The following is a 19130-nucleotide window of genomic DNA, read 5'->3' on the forward strand; positions in this document are numbered from 1 at the left end:
CATATTCATGATCATTCTCCTAAGGCAAGTAACATTGGTCAGCGGCAGGTGTTTGGAACCAATCGGTTGATTGAGTACCACCGGATTCAGCAAAGTTCGCAAAGTTTGGATAGGCAGTGACAATATCTACGTATTCCAGTGGCCATTCCCATTCCGTGTCTGAAGTAATCAGTAGCGCCCAAGGGTGGTTGTCTGCGGTTTTAAAATACTTGCCCGCAGCGGGGTCACTGTCGTCAACACCTAGCCCCGTATTGAATAGATTTACTGTATCAAATGCTTCAGTTGGAGCTTGGTCTGGCAAGTGAACCTCCCAACTACGTCCAGGATGTAGAGGTAGGTTTTCACCGTGATAATACCCAGGCGTTGCAAAGATGAATGGGTCGTAAGGCATGTCAGTCCAACTGTCAGTACTCACACCGTCTCCCGCTAAGGTAATACCGATTTGGAATGAGAACTGCTCATCTTCTTTACATCCATTATTGGTACGGTAGAAGGTACAGCCAGTGCTGATTTTTTCTGTTAGGTCATTGGCGATAACAAATATTGCTTCGCTACGCCCATCTTCTAGGTCGAGGGCAGTGAATGCACCATTGTGCTTCATGTAGGAGTTTCCGCTACTCACTAAGCTCGGGTCTAAGTTAGGGAGTCGAACAGCAAACCCATTTCTGTACGAAGCACCTACCGCCGCAAGACGTCCATCGATGGTTGATTTAACCACTTTTCCGTCTTTTAAGATCTCTGTGATGCGATACATAATCACAGCATCATTCATGTCGTAATCAGCTTTATAAGGCCAGTTATCTTCATACGCCAAGGTTGCGTAACCAGAAGCACTTGGGAAGTAACGGGCTGTAGCGCCGTCGTTAAGAACATCAACTTGAATATCAACTACCTCACCAGATGTCGAACCACCAAAGTAGCTCAGGTTGGTTTGTTGGCTGAATCTAAAGCGAGCCCAAGTAGTCCCCGTTAGTGCGTTGATATCGACATTTAGGAACAGATCGTTTTCACCAGCATCCAATTGGTAGTCGGTAAATACTTGTTCGTTAGCACCATCGAAGCTGCCATCTTGGTTCCAATCGATCCAAGCTGATAGGTACCCAGAGGTCGAAGCTTCTACGATAATTTTTGAATCAAGTCCGGCTTCAAGTGCGGTAACAAAACCGATGCCACCGTTTGCCCATTCATCATCCACCCCGACAGTTTCATCTGATTGTGGTGTGACGTAGCCATCAAGGTCTGCGTCGGGTGCGTTTGTACCTAACCAGGTGATGCCATCAAGTTCATGTCGAGGGCCGTTGCTAGCGAGCAGAGTCAAGTAGCTATCTGGCGCGTCACCGAAGTCGATGTTGGAATCTTCGTCAACAACTGGGGCATTAGCACAGCGTGCACCATCGTTTTGGCCGGAAGAAGGTCCATTCGATACAAATTCAACGGCTGGAACAATTCCTGCTGCGATATTGGTCGCGTTGTCGGGAGATAGGTTGATTCGGTAGATTTTCCCATCTTGATTTCGAGATACGTAGTAATAGCCGTTTACATCAAAATAACCCGCTCCGAATGTACCTAACTCTCCAGTATCACCGATGTAGGTTTCGGCACCGGTTGTAGGGTTGAAGCTGTATAAGCCTCCGGAGTTATTATCGATACCATATAGAGAACCATCACTTGGGTGAAAAGCAAAATCGGTCAGTTTTACGGTTGCGGGGCTGTTTGCAATCTTATTTACAGTGACGGTCGCATTTGGGTCGGCATCTAAAGGAGATAGGTCAACGGTGAATAGCCCTTTGCCCGTGCGGTATAAGTAGTAAACGTGGTCATATACGTCACCCACATAGAAGGTGTGATCGGTTGGTAATCCACTGGTATTGATGACTTCAGCTTGGAAATCCTGTCCAAGGCGCACCAAGCGTTTGTTTGTTGTGTCGTAACCGTAGATATATCTGTCTTGAAAGTCGAAACCAACACCATTGATATTGGCATTCATACCAGTATCGTCTTCTAGAAGGGTTGTTGAACCTGTTACTAGGTTGACACCCCAAACCTCAACGGGTTTTGATTGAAAGAGGTAAGCCTGGCTTGGACAGGTATCGAATGGCGCGGAGTTGGCGACAAAAGACGCACTTAATAGCAAACTTAACGTTGTAATTCTCATATCTACATCCTTGTCATAGAAGGTTTAGATACAGTTACAAGTTATGTGCCAATTTTAAGTTGTTGATTTTTAGCTATTATATTTCAGTTTGCTGAGGTGTTCATTATATTCTCAAAATGAGAACTCAAATGAAACTAATCTTTCATAGAGTATTTCAAATTGATAAATCGATGTGAGAAGCTAATGTAGAGCTCTAAAAAAGCCCTGACTTTAGTCAAGGCTTAGGCTTAAGTTTTCGGTGGGAGAGGATTACGACTGTGTCTATCCACACACCGAACAATTAGGCATCTTCATTAAATTCATCTCACGCCAGCTGTGCGACATAGCATCGAGAATCAAAAGTTTGCCTTGCTTTGGTTGTCCAAACTTAGCAATAACCTTAATAGCTTCCAAAGCCTGAGCGGCACCTACCATTCCGACAACTGGTGCCATCACACCGGCTTCAACACAGCTGAGTGCAGCGTTGCCGAATAGAGCACTCAAGCACTGATAACACGGCGCGTCGTCGTCTTGATAAGTGAATACGCTAATCTGACCTTCCATGCGAATCGCAGCGCCAGAGACTAATGGCGTTTTCGATGTGTAGCACAAGCGGTTCAACTGATTGCGCGTTTCTACGTTGTCGCTGGCATCAAGAACAAGGGAGTGAGTTTCAATCAACTTTCCAAGTGCTTGGTCATCAAGCCTGTGGTCGACAGTTTCAATTGTCAGATGAGGGTTCAATACCTGCAGCGACTCAGCGGCAGAATCGACCTTCTTCTTGCCAATATCAGCATCGGTGTGAAGGACTTGTCGTTGTAAGTTTGAAAGCTCGACAACATCATCGTCGATCAGTGTTAGCTTACCAATACCCGCAGTCGCAAGGTATTGGGCAGAGGCACAACCTAAGCCTCCTGCCCCTAATACTAAGATTGAGCTCTGCTTTAGTACTTCTTGGCCTTCAAAATCAAACTGTTTAAGGATGATTTGGCGGTTGTAACGAAGCATCTCTGCGTCAGACAGTATTTCCATCACAAGCCTCGTTAGTAAAGCGTCGAGTTAAACAGCTGAATTTGAACCGTTTCACCCACTTCTACACGTCCGCGTTCACGCTCCAGTACCACAAAGCAGTTTGCTAAGCTCATTGAGCGGAAAGCGCCAGAGCTTTGATTACCTGTTGTTTCTACGACAAACTGACCGTTTTCAATCGAGTAGATGCCACGTTGGTAATCAGTACGGCCTGGGCCTTTTTTGAATGCAGACTTGGTGATAGCAGGAATAGATTCCGGATCTGTCCACGCTGTGTGACCAGCCAATTTAGCAAGCATAGGCTGAACCAACACGTACATCGTCATCATCGCTGAAACTGGGTTACCCGGTAAGCCACAGAACCACGCGTTATCTAATTCACCGAATGCGAACGGTTTGCCAGGTTTAATTGCCAGTTTCCAGAAGCCGATTTGGCCGATCTCTTCCAAAATGTCTTTGGTGTAATCCGCCTCACCAACACTCACGCCGCCAGAAGTCACAACCACATCTGCTATTTGCTGTGCTTTCTCGAAGGTTTCTTTAAGCGTTGCAGGGCAATCTGGGATGATACCCAAGTCGATAGCTTCACAACCAAAGGCTTCGATCAGCGGTTTAATGCCGTATCGGTTGCTATCGTAGATCTGACCGTCTTCAAGAGGTTGGCCTAGTGGCTTTAGCTCATCGCCAGTAGAGAAAAACGCGACTTTAGGCTTGTGTAACACCGTCACGTGACTTACACCCAGTGAAGCAATCATTGGAATATCACGAGGTGTTAAACGTTCACCACGGCTAAGAACGATATCACCTTGTTTGATGTCATCACCAGTAGGGCGAATATTGTTGTTCAGCTTGATGTCGTCTTGTTGAATCTCAATACCAGCGTCAGTTTCGACCGTATTTTCTTGCATGATGACAGCGTCACAACCTTCAGGGATTTTTGCGCCGGTCATAATGCGAATACAGGTATTGCTTGGCCATTCACCTTCGAACGGTTGGCCTGCAAAAGATTTGCCTGCCAATGGCAGTACTTTACCGTTCTCTAGGTCTGCTAAGCGCAGTGCATAGCCATCCATTGCTGAGTTATCAAAAGGAGGTACGAAAATAGGGGAAAGAATATCTTCAGCAAGGACATAACCTAATGCTTCAGCAAGAGGTAGAGATAAAGTCGTTTGGATTGGTTTGATTGGTGATAGCAGCTTATCTAGTGCTTCTTCAATTGGCATTAAGCCGGGAGCGTCGCAACAGCCCATAATTGAAATCCTTTGGTCGTTATTATTTTGATTTAGTGGTTGGCAATGGTGGCTCCATAATTATCAAATCACAGATGTTCGCCAACGAAATTGCAGCCACTTTAGCATAGTTTAAGCCCCGTAAATAATGACCTCCCTTAAAATATGGGTGTATTTAATCAAAATTCCGAGTATCCTTGTTTGCCATCCAGAAGGGGTATTAAAAGAGGAAGTTCAATGTCAGGTCTTAGCGAATCAGCGAAGTTGGTTAAAGATGCGCTAGCAAGCCGCGGATTAGAGACACCAATGCGTCCTAACCAGGTTAGCCGAGAAGAGAAAAAGGAACGAATCGAACACCATATGCGTGAGATTCTAACTCTCCTTGAACTTGATCTTGCAGATGACAGCCTGGAAGAAACGCCGCAACGTATTGCAAAAATGTATGTGGATGAGATTTTCTCTGGTTTGGATTACGCCAATTTCCCTAAAATCACCGTGATCGAAAACAAGATGGGTGTTCGTGAAATGGTTCGTGTAAAAGACATTACCGTCACCAGCACATGTGAGCATCACTTAGTCACCATTGATGGTAAAACCGCAGTGGCTTACATTCCGCAAGGTAAGATCATTGGTCTTTCGAAGATCAACCGAATCGTTCGTTTCTTTGCTCAACGTCCTCAAGTTCAAGAACGTATGACGCAGCAAATCCTTGTAGCATTACAAACGCTGCTAGAAACGGATGATGTTGCTGTAACCATGGATGCGGTTCATTACTGCGTGAAATCTCGTGGTGTAATGGACGCAACCAGCGAAACAACAACAACAGCTCTGGGGGGTATTTTTAGATCAAACCCAGCAACACGCCATGAGTTCTTACACGGCCTGCGTTAATACGTTTCGTTATTTGATAAGCTCGATTTAGCCTTAGAAAATCGACAATCAAGATTCTAAGCCTCGCACTCTGCGGGGCTTTTTTGTGCTTGCAATGAAGTAAAGTGCAATGACTGCGAATGTCGTCATTCCCTAGAGTGAACAATGAGCGAGTAGGGAATCTGCATTTTCGAGGTAGGTTGATTGGAACGAAAATTAGATGCGCTCTACAGAATCTATAAAGCGCAAATTTGGGTACAGCAGCTGGTGGAATGCTTAAGAAAGATTAAACAAACGCTTAAAGTGGTGAACAAAACCGGACGGCTTGTTCTCAGCTTGATAGATATTCAAACCATCATAAAAACTTGCCATAAACTCTACGCGAATCTCATCATCGGTGTTTTTTGATACGCGAGATAGCAACGAAGCGGCTACTGCTGCGTGATCATTAGCAAGGCTGTAATCCATTCCTAGTCGTCCCTGAATGAACAACCACAAATGAGTGATTAACTTTAACTGCTGAGCGTTAGAGTTTTGAAACTTGTCGCTGTACTCAGTGCCCACTGTAGTATCGAATACATTTTGCATCGCCTCATTCGCTTCTTTATTGCTTTCAAAGCGATAGCTTGCATCGATATGTACCTTGGTTAACAGGCCAAGCAACGTCTGACGTGCAGAGTTGTCCGGTTTGTTCTCGCAAGCGTGTCTAAACAGAGCATGGTTTTCATCAATAAATGACTTTAACTCTTTTTCATAGCCAGTCGTCAACGCTTTGACTGAATCGAGACCAGCGATCTGCAAACACGCTTCGAGCTTAGTTTGGCGCTGAGGTTCAGTCTGAGTTTGGATCTCAGTCATTACTCTGTAGCTCTTCCCACGTGACTTCTGCAGATTGAGTGTCGCTGTTTACAAACGCAGAGTTACCCGACAGCATTACGGAAAGGTCCATAGTACGTTGTGTCATCGCTGCTAGTTGCTCAATACCATCGTTGTCTAGACGAACGATCTGAGCTTTCAGGTAACCGAATTTACCTTTGTTCTGTTCCCACCAAACATTCGATTTAGTGTTGAAGCTGAACACACTCACAGACTTAGATAAGCGAGTCGCTTTCTTTACGCGTTCTGGATCGGGTTCGCCCACATCAATCCACTCTAAGATTTGGTCATCCAATGACTTCTGCCATAAATCCGGTTCTTCAATGCTAGACAATCCTTTAGTGAACTCAAGTTCAGGAGATGCATTAATACAGAAAGCAATGATTCGAGCCATCATGCGCTGTTCTGTTTCAGAAGGGTGTTGTGCAACCGTTAGATTAAAAGAGTCGTAATAGTCGCGATTCATATCGGTTAAAGAAATACGAAACTTATAGATTGTGGGTTTTAGAGCCATGTGATGTAAGGGTTCCAATCGGATGAGGTGTACTATAGGTGTACCAATGAGTTTTTTGAAATCACAGCCTATAGATAAGTTGTGCCTAGTATAAACGAAGTAGAACAGTTAGCTAGCAAGAAGAAATTTTTAGTAATACTTGATTTAACTGTTGCCCCGAATTGACTGATAGTAAGTCGTTATTTTCTTTCGAGTGAGTTTCATTAAAATCATTAGATTATGATAAATAGAAAAATCAGATGGCGACAACTCTCTGTTTATTTTTTGAAATAGATAGCACTCATTAAGTTAATTGGTCTGAGTTTATGGTTAAGATGATGTTTCTGACAGTAAATGTGCGGATTGTTCTATTTACGTGCATACCATCAACTTTTGCGAATTGACAATTCCAGTCTAAATATCTAAAAAACATCTAGAATGTATGCAATTTGAGAAGTATTGATATGGCAACTATTGGTGTTTGTGAAATAAAAAACATGCAGCTTAGTAAGAGAAGCAAGAGAGATGTAGCTGATATTAAGTCGATTATGGAATCAGGGAACCTCTTAGCTGGAGTTCTAGCGGCAACTCCATTTTATTTTATCTTTGGCACACCAAGTGTCACGAAAAGCCCGTTTGAAACGATGATAACAATCAGAGAAAATGACTGGGATACGTTTGGTCAAGCGATGTTGAGTTCAAGCTCTTATACTCGAAATACGATCCTTAAAATAGCAATGGAACGTGAGATATTCACAAATGGAGAGGAACAAAAGTTCTGGGGGTGTGTGGTTGAATTATCGAAGTAAGGTTTTAATAGCTCTTTCGTTGTTATCTGGTTGTGCCTATAGCCAAACAAGTGTGGAGAGCTTAGAGAAACAGTGGTTACAGAGAATCGATTTTTGTATTGAGTTAGCTCAGAAAAACGAAATCCCGTTTCCAAAGTCTGATTGGTTTCAATCACTCTCGATTGAAGACAAAAAGAGCGTAGCTAGCTACATTGCGAACTACAATGACAGACAATGTTCATACTTCGAAACTGAAGCTTTGCTCAAAGCTATTCAAGAGCAGGATGCCCAAGAGGTATTTGATAGAAACGCTGTCGATTTAATACCTCTTGAAGAGCAAACGTCGGAAAGAATGAAAAATATAGACATGATTAAGGTCATGGAACTTCAGAAACGCTTTAGTGAACCATTTAGTACTCGCTATGTGATGGAAGAGCAGGGTTGGTATCCCCCGCAATAAGTCGATCTGTGAACAATAGAAATTGACCGTTAAAGGTTAATGCCGTTCGCTCTTAAGTGAACGGCATTACAGCAGAGGCTGGCTATTTTTAGAAAGATGTTTACCACTCTGTTCGCTTCTGTTTTTTACGAATCGAAACAGTGTTCAGTGTGCTTTTAGCGGCATTTATTCTGGCTGTGATTGCTGTGATTGCTGTGATTGCTGTGATTGCTGTGATTGCTGTGAGCTTAATTCTCAAATATTGCTTAGAGAGCTAAAATATTGAAAATTAAATGCAGCGTCTAACACATGTCTAATATTCAAAGGCTTAGCATCATATCCACCACAGTAATGGCGTGTTATAGTTCTTAGCGGTTTGCAGTTTATCGCAGGTAGTCATATACAATACCGATCTTAAACTGCGGCTATAGTTTGTTATGCGATGACTTCGTTACTAGGGTAATACACTTTAATGTGCGCTTTAGTCTCTTTAAGGAGACTGGGTTGTGAGTTTGTGGAGACAGGCTATTGCTAAGTCCATTTTCTGTTGGAATGATAAAACCATGAGAAACAATTGGTTAAGTGAATCTCATCACGTCATCGATGACAATGTCACAGAGATTTCGAATATTAAGTCTGTGAAAGCCACTTCTCAAATAGGCGATATGTGCGCTGTACCTGTGTACAACGTTTATGCGTCTTGTGGGTTTGGTGCTCAAAACGATACTGAATACCAACTCAGAACCGAATTCCTACCTTGCTTATGGTTAAAACGTTTCGGCCTGACAGAAGAAGATGCTCGTATCATCATTTGCCACGGTGACTCAATGGAAGACACTTTGAGCGACGGCGATGAAGTATTAGTCGATACCCGAGAACTCGATCACCCCGTAAAGCATGGTGTCTATGTTGTTCGCATTGGTAAGCACGTTTACATAAAACGCCTGAAGTACGACATCATGGCCGAGGGCTATAACGTCATTTCAGACAACAAAGAAGAATATGATTCGTTTATCGTGAATGAGGAGAAACTCGACGAGTTCGCGGTAATCGGGAAAGTTATTACCACCGTCATGAAGGCGGTGATTTAGAAAAGCGAAGGCGACCTCAGGGTCGCCTTTTTTGTTGATAGTTATAGTAATAAATGTGGATTGCTAGTTAATGAAATATATGAATACAAGTTGTTATCACCTGTTCATTGAAACTGGTGAGTACAAAAAGTTTGTGGGTAATGTTAACTCTAGTGCTAATTTTCAAGACTTTGCTAAATTGGCAGTTACACATACTCAGGATAATGAGAATACTCAAGAGTTCATTTTTAATGAAGGATCTTCAGTTGAACTAGAGTTTCTTAAGTATATTGAACACGCGCCTCATTGGCAGGCGTTATGTGAAGAGTTTTCTGCTAGCCTTTTGGATGCTCAACAAGTATCACAAAAGCGAATCGAGCATCTCGATAAAAAGGTTACGCCAGGTAGCTTACTGCTTATTCACTGCAAACCACCTGAAGCTAACGTTGATATCCTAGTGTTAGTTAAAATGGAGCAAGAAGAGTTCGCGAGTGTTGTAGATTTCGAACATCAATATGGTCTACCCACAGAGAAAAAAGCTCTAAATACAGCACTTATTCGCTTTGAGTCAGGTAAGCCCGCTAGCTTGTTTGTATCAAGAGCCAATGCTTTTTGGATAAAATTTCTGGATGTATATCCAGTAAGATCTGATAATGTAAATACAGCCAATGCATTTAATGCGATTGATGGTGCTCTCAAGAAAGTAAAACGAGACGGTTTTAAATCAGATTATACAGCGTTACGTAATCACTTGATCACCTACCTAAGAAACAACCACGGTCAAACCGTTGTTTATAATGAGTTGGTTGAGACTGTCTTTGGTCAGCACAAAGCATTAGATAAACACTTTGTGGCAAAAGACTTTGCAGATGAGTTGCTAAAGCTCCCCGCTAAGAAAAAAGGGAAGCACGCATTTGACCCTCACTTTCAAATTAACATGACAGATGTGAAGGCAAAGAAGAACACTGTGATTAATTTGACAGACAAAATTGAATTAAGTTTGAAATACGGTATTGATAATTTAGATGAAATTATTTTGCCTCATGAAGAACACGGTCGAAAGGGTGTAATCATCTTCTCTGACGAAGGTTTCGAGCATTTCAGGAAAGAAGAGTAATCATGTTAGATGATGTTAGAAGTATTTGGGCAAAACCAGTTCAAGAGTGGGAAGGCATCACTGAATCTCTCACTCACTTCTCTGCATCTTGCAAACTAGCTAACTTATTTGAAAGTGATGTTGATTCGTTGGCTAGTTTTCTTCAAAAATACCGAAAGCATCAAGACCGATTTACGATAAAAGTTTTCCATGACCTGGATGATTCTATAGAGTTCTCGAATACAACACCTGAAGTTATCCTTGAAGAACGCTTTGGTGATTTACGTGATGAGATAGAAAAGTTAGAGGGTGAAGAGGTACTTTCTTTTTCCCTATCTATATTCAAGTCGACAGCTGAGCCAAAACCTGGGTTATTGGTCGACCAGGTTTATTCAATTGATTCACTGTCAGCGTATCTAAAAGGAAAGTCTCTAGAGCAAGTTCATGGTGAGATCGTTACTCGTTATGGTCGGAGAGATGCTCGTGGGGTAGCTCTTTTAGGTGACTTCGAGTCTTTGTCTCATTCGGAGTTTTTCTATTTTGTACCTAAGAGTCAATTTTCAGTTAACTCATTTAACCCCAAATTTAATAAAACTGATGCTGATGAATCAAAGCGAATTCGAGGAACTTTAGGTCATTTTTCTAATGCATCGGAGTGGCCATTTTTACCTGGGCACTTCAAGTTGTTAGTGAGTGATCCTAAAGAGCTAAAGGCTATTGCTAGTGTATTTAATGGTCTATTGAATGCTTACCTAATAAGTTTTTTTGCTAACCTAACTTCAATAAATAGTAAGTCAATCGAGTATCAGCTTAAAGGCTTAAAAGACATTTCAGGTTCTTATGATTTTGCAGCTTTAGTAAATATTGATGCTAGATATTTATGGTCATTGTATAAGTGGGTGTATGAAGGTAGTTCAGTAGATAAGCTTGGTGTAACCCGTAATATTATTCCTTTACATGTTGATGATTTATTGAGCGTGAATGAGCCTGTTTTAGCTTCAGCGTATTCAAGCTTTATCCTTTCACAGAAAGATGACGTGAAGAGTTATATCGATGCTACGAGTAAGTTAGCTGACCAAATGCAAGTGACGGCACAGAAAGCGGGGGAAGCTGCTGAGAAAGTTGCAAACTCAATTAAGACGGGTGTGTTTGGTGTCGCGACCTTCGCAATTTCAACCATCTTGTTTAGGATCTTTTCGAAAAGCAGTGAGAGTTATAGCTATTCTGATTTATTTGCTTTTATTGGCTCGGATGTATTTGTTTTAGTGATTGGTCTGGCTTTATTTGTGTTTACAAGTTTATTTGGTTTTGCTTTGGTTGAATCATTTCAAGATCAAAAAAGGTTTGGAGATATGTATGAGCAATCGAAGAAGGCGTATGAGAATGTGTTAACGGTCGAAGACATGAAAAACATTCTGAATAATGATAAGTACTTTAAACAAAACAATCGCTTCATTTCTAAGAGACGAAATCTTTATATTTTAGTTTGGCTTTTTGTGTTACTTGCTGTTTCTATCACCTTAATGCTTGCTAGTTTCTATGCCCAAAGCTTAGCTGGATAAATAAAAAGGAGCCAATAGGCACCTTTTTAGCATTTAAATTTGGATTCATAACGGCCCACATGATCATCGTCAACACGTTAATTCTTGTAGTAGAGAGAAACCACAGTGAAGAAGTTCCCTTGTTTGGAACATAGCAGATGATGAGTCGAGAGTCTGGGCTTACACGCATCATAATTTTGAGCTTGTTATCTTCTTCAGTCGTAAAAGTATCACCACTTTGACCTAGGTTGGTATTTATATTAAGTGTTTGAAAATAATAGTGTATGTGGCTGATGCTAGGTGGGCCGGAAGTAGCGTGTTTTAATGAAACTTATATTCGCTGGTAATAGGTACCAGCTATTGAGGTAAAGACAAGGCTAGTTGAATGAGCTTAAAATTTAGGACTACCAGACGTAGAACTTAAAACAAAGCATAATGAAAATAGCGGTAATGATTCCTAGCCAGCCTAATGTTCGTGTGACTACTTCAGGTGATTGACCATTAAAATGGGGGAGCAAGATAACGCCTAACGAAACAAGTGGCAGAAAGCCGTAGAGCTGGCCATCATACTTGGTCGTCATTACTGGGAAAGGGGGAATAATCTTGTAAACAAACAGGTATACAAGATAAACCGACATGGCGATAGATGCTTGTTTTTTGCTGGTATCACTTCCAGACCAAAATACAAAATAGACAGCTAAAGCTAAGAAAAATAATAGGTCAACCATATAATTATTGAGCTCAGAGACTGTGGTAACTAAAGGAAGATTATTTCAGTTCGTTCGATTAGCTACAAGTCTTATGTCTAAACTAAGTTTGATTAGTGTTTATGATCTACTTTTAGTCACTATCACTACTAATTTAGTGCGGATGTCACCTTCCTTTTGTTTGTTTTTTTATTAAAATCATAGACCTAATTTTTAAGGCGAGTTATAGATTATGGTTAAAGGTGAGTTTTGTCGTGTTGAGGGTTTTAAGCCATCAGCTCGTACGCAGGAATACATTGAACAAATGAACCACATCACAGACATGAGCTCTGTTCTAGACAAGATCATTAAGGCAGTTCCTTTCTTCCAAATCTTTGCTGGACGCGACTCTTATAAAGGCGTTGCTATTGCATCTGCGTCATATAATGCAACTACCTATGATTGGGTGCTATATCAAGATGCCGTGGCAGCTGTTGGGGCTCTTGAGCGAAGCAGGCTAGTGCAACTTTCAGGAATGGCAGCACTAAATACTCATGGGGAAGAGCGCAAGTTCTGGGAGTGCGTTCATAATGCGTTGTAAGATCCTTATCTCTATGCTTTCGTTGGTAGCTTTTTCAGTGTCTGCTTCGGATACTTGGGAGGCGCACTTAAAAGCTGATATGGATCAGTCTTATCTAGCTCTAGACGAAAAGGTTGAACTCTGTTTATCTCAACGAAACAGCTTTCAATATAGCAAGGGAATCCAAAATGTTTGGTTTAATAACTTAACTGATGAGAACAAAAAAGGAGTTCTGCTGTTTGCGTTCGAAAGGGCTATGGAGCGATGTTCAATTGCTGAGAGAGCGGAGTACACTCGTATAATGCTTCGATATGTATCATTTACCAACGATGAAAAGCCTCTTGAGCAGTGGAAAAAGTTAGTAAGGGGTTTTCCAGATACCATTGATTCTGTCGTGGAGGTGGGAATTGAAGATGCTAAAAACTTTTCCGACACGTATTTCTCACAACCATTTGATGTGTTGCAAGTAGCAAAATCTCTAAGATTGTAACCGATTATTCTGGGTGATTATGTGTTGCTCCTGCAATCTTTTATTAAACTCACTTTTGTCCAAGACCTTGATAGGTTGAATAGCTTTTGTTCACCATCAGCAAGGGACCTACTTGTGAACACAAATAGGTCTCTTCGAGTCAATATTTTTAAATTCACTATAAACCATTAATCGCTTTTATATTTTACGTCCATGCAATTTATGCGGGAACAGTTGGGTATAAACCTGCCACAAAGTATTTAGGTTCCTATGCCCAGTTACTTGAGCAACTTCCTCAATGGTAAAGCCTTTCTCGAACAAGCGGCTTGCACCTTCACCGAGTAGAGGGACGACCATTTGGTTGCCTTCTTTCTTACGTGGGTTTTTTCGGTCACGTACGATCACAGTTCTAAGTTCTTCGTTTAAATCTTCCCATCGAATACCACCACACACTTCACTTACTCTCATACAGCTCAGGATGCTGAAGTCTAGAAGCATAGAGTAGGGGATTTTGTTCTCTCTGCGCTGTTCGCGTTCTTCTAGCGCTTATTTTAATTGGTCTATTTCATCGGTAGTAGGGTGTCTTGTTACCTTAAATCTCTGAATAGCGGGTAAAAAAATAGCCAGCAGAGGCTGGCTATTTTTAGAAAGCTTTAAAATACTAGATTAAAGTACTTTGATGCTGTCAGCTTGTGGGCCTTTTTGACCTTGAGATACAGTGAACTCAACTTGTTGGCCTTCAGCAAGAGTTTTGAAACCGTCGCCTGTGATTGCAGAGAAGTGTGCGAATACGTCTGGGCCGTTTTCTTGCTCGATGAAGCCGAAGCCTTTAGTTTCGTTGAACCATTTTACTTTACCAGTAACTGTGTTAGACATGATGATATCCTAAAATTAAAATTAAATTTTTATTTTGAGCCAATTGTGGCACTGATAGCGCGGAAAAGTTTATTGCTATTGCGTACAACACAACGGGGTTACTAGTAATCCAACGAAATGTTTATATACAAAGAACTTTCTTTCTAGCCGAGATGAAGTCTAAATCAAATCAGGGGATAGTCAATCGAATCCATAGTGAAAGGTTGCAGAAACTTGGGGGTAGTCAAACTTTGCATTCCTTAAATATCATGGAGTTACAGTTGTATGGTGATTTGTTGTAGTTTTTGTGAAAAAGGTGGTCGAAATTGATGACGAATTTGGAGTAATTGCACTGTTTTGGCACATTTATTTTCTAAATTATTAAGCCGCTAATTGGTGCCTGAACCCAATTTTAACGGCTTATATTTATAAACCTCATTGTAAGTATCATGTTTCTATTGGAGCGAGGTTTTGACTACTTTTTCAAGCGATACAGGTTGCCATTATCGGTACTGAAAAAGATGTCGCCGCTTGGTGAAGTTTCAATGTCTCTTATCCTCTCGCCTAAATCTTCTAAAATACGTTCTTCTTTGATTGCCTCACCTTGTCCATTGACTGTCACAATATTGATGTGGGTAAGCTTAAGTGCGCCAGCCAGCAGCTTTCCTTTTAACTCTGGGTATTTATCCCCTTGGTAAACAATCAAGCTCCCCGGAGCGATTGAAGGAACGTAGACTTTTTTCGGCGCTTCAATGCCATCTTTAGTTTCAGACTCGCCTACGCTAATTGGGCCCCAATACTCTTTTCCGTGTGATGTGACAGGCCACCCGTAGTTGGCACCTGCTTTTATTAAGTTGATTTCGTCACCGCCTCGCGGACCATGTTCAATCGACCACAGCTTCTGGGTCGGGAAGTCGTAATACAAGCCTTGTGGATTACGATGGCCATAGCTCCAAATCTCATTGAGCACCTTGCTGTTATCCGAGAATGGGTTATCGCTTGGTGTGCTTCCATCAGCATTCAATCGTAATATTGATCCGGCGTGAGTCATGGTGTCTTGGCCGTTGTCTCGATCACCACGGTCGCCGATTGAAAAATACAGGTGGCTATCATCAAAGGTGATACGACTACCAAAGTGACGCCCAGTGTCTGTTCTGGATTTAGATACAAACACGTCTGTCCAATTGGTAACTTCATTATTGCTGTAATTAGCAGAAGCCAGTGTCGTTACGCCTTCATCATCGACGTCTTTACTGTAAGTGACGTAGAACTTTTCGTTTTCAAAAGGGGAGAGCGCGATATCCAACAGACCACCTTGGCCTTTCGCCCAAACATTGGGCAGCCTGAACAGCGTGCTTTGCTCACCCGTCTTTAAATTAACGTGTTTAATGACGCCTGCTTTTTCTGTGAGAAGCATAGTACTGTCATCGACATAAGCGAGCCCCCATGGGATCTCTAGCCCGTTGGTGATCTTCTCTGCCTGCCATGCAAAAGCAGAGGATATTGGGCTCGATGCGATGAGCACCAAAGCACAGGAAAGAATACGATGATGAGTGTTCATGGAAGTCCCTTGATTGTCATGACGTGGTATTAGTTTAGCTTGTGGTCGATAGGTGCAAAGGTTGGGTTACTGAAAAGTGACTATTCACTTATTTAGTTGAGCGAGTATTGTATGATTATACAAGCTCACGTATGTTTAGCCTGCCACTCTCTATTCGATTCCTTCGGAGCATAATGAATACTACCCTTGCAACATCTTCGCTGTTTTCTCTGTCTGTATGTTGTGAGGTTAATACCCAAGCTATCTATTCTCAAACCACCCGGCCTCAAAACAGCGGTTATATTGGATACTTTACATCATGAGTCGTCGATTTGATTTTAAATCGATCTTACTTGCGTGTTTGGTCATCAGTATTGGCCAACTCAGTATGGGCTTGGTGTTTCCATCATTACCTTGGATCGCGAAAGATTTCGATGTCTCGCTAGAGCAAGCTCAGCTCTTGGTGAGTGTCTATTTGTTAGGTTTTGGGCCTTCTCAGTTTATTTATGGCCCAATTTCCGATGCTCTAGGGCGCAAGAAAGTACTGCTGAGCGGATTATTAATCGCCATGCTTGGGCTATTAATGATCATCTTCTTTAGCCATTCATTTACTAGCATGGTAATGGGACGTTTTCTGCAAGGCTTAGGGACTGGCTGTTGCGCTGTACTTGCTCGCGCCTCAACACGGGATAGATTCAGTGGGGCAGATTTGCCGCTCGCGATGTCTTACATTGCTATGGTTGCGTCTATAACACCTTTGATCGCACCGGTTATCGGTGGGTTTATTAACTTCCATTTCGGCTGGAGCATGGTTTTCATCTCGCTACTTGGCTATGTCTCATTAGCTTGGGTGGTTTTGGCGTTCAAGTTTAAAGAAACCGTCACTCAGGTTTCGGCTATCCCTTCGCCAAAGAAAATGGTTTCTCAATACAAAGAGTTATTAACTTCTCGCTATTTTATGAGCTTTGCGAGTATTGGCTGGCTTAACTTTAGTTTGATGATCACTACCGTATCAGTGATGCCATTTATTATGCAAAATCAGATTGGCATGACGTCTGATGAATACGCGATGTGGGCGGTGATTCCTGCTTTAGGCATGCTGGGTGGAACAAGTTTATGTAACCGTATTCGCCCCATGTTGGGCAACAAGAAAACTCTGTTATGTACCCCTGTATTGCATATCTCTGCGGCGTTGTGGCTTTTCTTTTGCCCACTTGAGCCTTTGTATCTCATGCTTGGCCAGTTCTTGATGATTCTTGGCAATGGTATTGCGTTGCCTTGTGCTCAGGCGTTGGTGATGTTGCCTTATAAGAAGAACGCTGGCGCGGCTGCTGCGATGTCTGGCGGCGGGCAGATGGTGGTGTCTTCAATGGTGAGTATGGGGTTGGTTCAGTTAGGGCTAGGAGAAGCGTGGCATTTATCGCTTGTCATCATGTTGTTCACTATTGTTACTCTGATTAATATTTTGCGTGGTTTCAGTAGTCAAGAAGCGAGAGAGTCGCAGCTGAGCTAGTTAATTAGTTATTTAATTATTTAGCTAGCGAGTGAAAAACGAAAAGGCCATTAAAGTTCTGAGACTTCAATGGCCTTCTTTATGCTTAGAGCTTAGAGCTTAGAGCTCAGAGCTTAGACTTAAGCTGAAATGCCCGAACTATTCACAGACGACTGCAACCTTCTCGCTTGCTGCTGTCTTAGCTGGAACTGGATGATCGATCAGGCGAACAGAAGACTCATACAAAGCTGATAGCGCTTGTTCATCTAATAACTTCTCCGCACTGCCTTCAAAAGCAATCTGACCTTTTTTCAGTGCAACGATGTGTGTCGCGTAACGCAGTGCTAGATTCAAATCGTGCAAAATGACGATCACCCCAACATTTTCCGTTTTGTTTAGTTCAGACAGTAAACCCATAAGCTGAAACTGATGATGCACATCCAGTGCCGAAGTTGGTTCATCAAGGATTAGTACTGGTGATTGTTGAGCCAACAACATCGATACCCACGCGCGTTGACGTTCTCCTCCAGATAAATCATCCGCCAAGGCTTGCGAGAATTCAGTGACACCGGTTCTTTCCATCGCTTGTTGGATAATCGACTTATCTTCTGAATTCCAACGGCCTAGCGCGCCTCTCCATGGGAAGCGACCTAAACGAACCAACTCTTCTACGGTTAAGCCTGCAGAAGCGGGGAGCTTTTGCGGTAGATAAGCAATTTTTTTCGCTAAATCTTTGCTTTTGAATGAAGAGAGGGAAGCGCCGTCTAGTTCCACGCTGCCGTGATCCGGCGACATCTGCCCTGAGAGTAAATTAACGAGTGTAGATTTACCCGAACCATTATGGCCAAGAACGACTGTCAGTTCATTGGTCGGAATCGCGAGGTCTTCGATTGAGAGAATGGTTCGTTCATCACGAACAATTTTTATGTTTGAAAGCTGAAACATGTCAGTCCTGTAATTAGATCAGTAGCGAAGCTCAATGGGAGAAGGCTCGTCGTATTGAACTTTAATAGGTGTATTAGCTGTAATAAATGGCGTGACTAAGCGATTTTTTTGTTGTTTGGATGCCTAGGGCAATCGTCGCAGTACTTTCTTGAATCACACTTATAAACCAGGCAGCAGCTGATTCTGATCAGTTTTAACATCCCCGAACTAGAGTCCACTTTAAGGCTGTCTAAATGATTTTCAGACAACTGGCATGCTTCTAACCAAAGCTTAGCTTGCGCAATAATGTAATCGTTGGTCAGGCTTGGTTCGTGTTGCTGAAGTTTTATCAAACTGCCTAACAATAGATCGGCCAATAAATGATTGGTAAATCCTGGGCGAATACGTGTCCATTCACTGATCTGGCTTCGATAAAACTCAGTCAGTGCAAGAATGGCTTCACCAGCATCGGGAATCAGCTCTTCTGGTGAACCATGTTGATGATCACCATTAAAGAAGCGGTAGCCAGTAATGAACTCTTTGTATCTAAATTGACCGATATTCTTGATGTCGGGCAATGAATGAAGCCCGTAGATAGAAATGAAAGTCACATAGATAGGCTGCCAACACACGAGATCCCAGGTTCGTGTTAACCAATACGCTTTGCCAGCTTCTGGGTGGCTTTGCGCAAGACCATCGTAAACTCGTTTGAGCTCTTTATGGCTATTCTCATTTGTTACCGCAATGCTCTTGTTATTATGTGCACCAAAGCTTCCGCTTAAATAAGGGCTCACTTGTTTTGAGTAAGCGAAGATTTTTTGATGTAGAGACGGGGCTTTCCGACGAGTGATAATCTTGTGCAGTTGGGGAAGCATCTTAAATCAATAAATGAGAATCAGTTGCGTTATCATAACGAACATAGTCGAGGATAACCATACAAAATGGGGCATCTACTCGGTGCTTTTTACGTTTTTGAGATTTATAAAGTTTGGGTGGGCTGTCCTTTTTTCAGTGATAAA

19 protein-coding genes and 1 pseudogene are annotated in these 19130 nt (G+C 42.2%); 9 read left to right on the plus strand and 11 right to left on the minus strand.

What is annotated here, in order from left to right; translation table 11 throughout:
* Positions 1–19 precede the first annotated feature (19 nt).
* The 3 genes from AB4407_RS10785 to moeA all read right to left on the minus strand — a co-directional run bounded on the left by AB4407_RS10785 (position 20) and on the right by moeA (position 4413).
* The gene (locus AB4407_RS10785; protein WP_372120546.1) at positions 20–2155 is read right to left on the minus strand and encodes an LruC domain-containing protein; all 2136 of its coding nucleotides are present in this window, start codon (positions 2153–2155) and stop codon (positions 20–22) included.
* 261 nt (positions 2156–2416) lie between these two features.
* A complete protein-coding gene (gene moeB / locus AB4407_RS10790) occupies positions 2417–3166 on the minus strand; it encodes a molybdopterin-synthase adenylyltransferase MoeB (RefSeq protein WP_372120547.1) in 750 nt (249 codons plus the stop codon).
* A gap of 11 nt (positions 3167–3177) precedes the next feature.
* Positions 3178–4413 (minus strand): molybdopterin molybdotransferase MoeA, encoded by a 1236-nt coding sequence (gene moeA, locus AB4407_RS10795; RefSeq protein ID WP_372120548.1) that lies wholly within the window; start codon positions 4411–4413, stop codon positions 3178–3180.
* A gap of 216 nt (positions 4414–4629) precedes the next feature.
* Between moeA and folE the strand changes: the two genes are divergently transcribed.
* Positions 4630–5283 carry a GTP cyclohydrolase I FolE gene (folE, locus tag AB4407_RS10800; RefSeq protein WP_004731548.1) on the plus strand — a complete coding sequence of 218 codons (654 nt, stop codon included), beginning with the start codon at positions 4630–4632 and terminating at the stop codon, positions 5281–5283.
* Positions 5284–5538: 255 nt separating this feature from the next.
* On the opposite strand, the gene AB4407_RS10805 is transcribed toward folE, so the two are convergent.
* Positions 5539–6120 carry a hypothetical protein gene (locus AB4407_RS10805; protein ID WP_372120549.1) on the minus strand — a complete coding sequence of 194 codons (582 nt, stop codon included), beginning with the start codon at positions 6118–6120 and terminating at the stop codon, positions 5539–5541.
* The gene (locus tag AB4407_RS10810; protein WP_004731545.1) at positions 6113–6652 is read right to left on the minus strand and encodes a YaeQ family protein; all 540 of its coding nucleotides are present in this window, start codon (positions 6650–6652) and stop codon (positions 6113–6115) included. Before AB4407_RS10810 ends, AB4407_RS10805 begins: the two co-directional genes overlap by 8 nt.
* Before the next feature lie 443 nt (positions 6653–7095).
* On the opposite strand from AB4407_RS10810, the gene AB4407_RS10815 reads away from it, so the two are divergent.
* The 5 genes from AB4407_RS10815 (at position 7096) to AB4407_RS10835 (ending at position 11586) form a co-directional block, all read left to right on the plus strand.
* Positions 7096–7440, plus strand: a complete 345-nt coding sequence (locus AB4407_RS10815; protein WP_372120550.1) for a hypothetical protein — start codon at positions 7096–7098, stop codon at positions 7438–7440.
* Complete coding sequence (locus AB4407_RS10820; protein WP_372120551.1) at positions 7424–7879, plus strand: hypothetical protein; 456 nt, start codon at positions 7424–7426, stop codon at positions 7877–7879. Before AB4407_RS10815 ends, AB4407_RS10820 begins: the two co-directional genes overlap by 17 nt.
* Before the next feature lie 485 nt (positions 7880–8364).
* A complete protein-coding gene (locus AB4407_RS10825) occupies positions 8365–8949 on the plus strand; it encodes a helix-turn-helix transcriptional regulator (RefSeq protein WP_408063689.1) in 585 nt (194 codons plus the stop codon).
* 79 nt (positions 8950–9028) lie between these two features.
* Complete coding sequence (locus AB4407_RS10830) at positions 9029–10045, plus strand: nucleoid-associated protein (protein ID WP_181360057.1); 1017 nt, start codon at positions 9029–9031, stop codon at positions 10043–10045.
* Positions 10046–10047: 2 nt separating this feature from the next.
* The gene (locus AB4407_RS10835) at positions 10048–11586 is read left to right on the plus strand and encodes a hypothetical protein (protein ID WP_108020895.1); all 1539 of its coding nucleotides are present in this window, start codon (positions 10048–10050) and stop codon (positions 11584–11586) included.
* 383 nt (positions 11587–11969) lie between these two features.
* Here AB4407_RS10835 and AB4407_RS10840 read toward each other — a convergent pair whose 3' ends face one another.
* Positions 11970–12203, minus strand: a complete 234-nt coding sequence (locus tag AB4407_RS10840; RefSeq protein WP_372120552.1) for a hypothetical protein — start codon at positions 12201–12203, stop codon at positions 11970–11972.
* A 301-nt stretch (positions 12204–12504) separates the two neighbouring features.
* On the opposite strand from AB4407_RS10840, the gene AB4407_RS10845 reads away from it, so the two are divergent.
* Both AB4407_RS10845 and AB4407_RS10850 read left to right on the plus strand, forming a co-directional pair.
* Positions 12505–12852 carry a hypothetical protein gene (locus AB4407_RS10845; protein ID WP_102536427.1) on the plus strand — a complete coding sequence of 116 codons (348 nt, stop codon included), beginning with the start codon at positions 12505–12507 and terminating at the stop codon, positions 12850–12852.
* A complete protein-coding gene (locus AB4407_RS10850) occupies positions 12842–13321 on the plus strand; it encodes a hypothetical protein (protein ID WP_372120553.1) in 480 nt (159 codons plus the stop codon). The genes AB4407_RS10845 and AB4407_RS10850 overlap by 11 nt, the downstream gene beginning before the upstream one ends.
* A gap of 177 nt (positions 13322–13498) precedes the next feature.
* Here the strand turns inward: AB4407_RS10850 and AB4407_RS10855 are convergent.
* The 3 genes and pseudogenes from AB4407_RS10855 to AB4407_RS10865 all read right to left on the minus strand — a co-directional run.
* Positions 13499–13894, minus strand: a pseudogene (locus AB4407_RS10855) (site-specific integrase); the annotation flags it as partial.
* 72 nt (positions 13895–13966) lie between these two features.
* On the minus strand, positions 13967–14176 hold the full coding sequence (locus tag AB4407_RS10860; RefSeq protein ID WP_004731543.1) for a cold-shock protein: 210 nt from the start codon (positions 14174–14176) through the stop codon (positions 13967–13969).
* Between the two features lie 454 nt (positions 14177–14630).
* The gene (locus AB4407_RS10865) at positions 14631–15716 is read right to left on the minus strand and encodes a PQQ-dependent sugar dehydrogenase (RefSeq protein WP_372120554.1); all 1086 of its coding nucleotides are present in this window, start codon (positions 15714–15716) and stop codon (positions 14631–14633) included.
* A 298-nt stretch (positions 15717–16014) separates the two neighbouring features.
* Here AB4407_RS10865 and AB4407_RS10870 point away from each other — a divergent pair, with 298 nt between their 5' ends.
* Positions 16015–17208 (plus strand): multidrug effflux MFS transporter, encoded by a 1194-nt coding sequence (locus AB4407_RS10870; RefSeq protein ID WP_372120555.1) that lies wholly within the window; start codon positions 16015–16017, stop codon positions 17206–17208.
* Positions 17209–17346: 138 nt separating this feature from the next.
* Here the strand turns inward: AB4407_RS10870 and AB4407_RS10875 are convergent, their stop codons facing one another.
* Positions 17347–18132 (minus strand): ABC transporter ATP-binding protein, encoded by a 786-nt coding sequence (locus AB4407_RS10875; RefSeq protein ID WP_372120556.1) that lies wholly within the window; start codon positions 18130–18132, stop codon positions 17347–17349.
* 95 nt (positions 18133–18227) lie between these two features.
* Positions 18228–18986 (minus strand): siderophore ferric iron reductase, encoded by a 759-nt coding sequence (locus tag AB4407_RS10880; protein ID WP_372120557.1) that lies wholly within the window; start codon positions 18984–18986, stop codon positions 18228–18230.
* Between the last annotated feature and the right edge of the window lie 144 nt (positions 18987–19130).

It is taken from the genome of Vibrio sp. 10N.261.46.E11 (assembly GCF_041472735.1).
Lineage (GTDB): Bacteria > Pseudomonadota > Gammaproteobacteria > Enterobacterales > Vibrionaceae > Vibrio.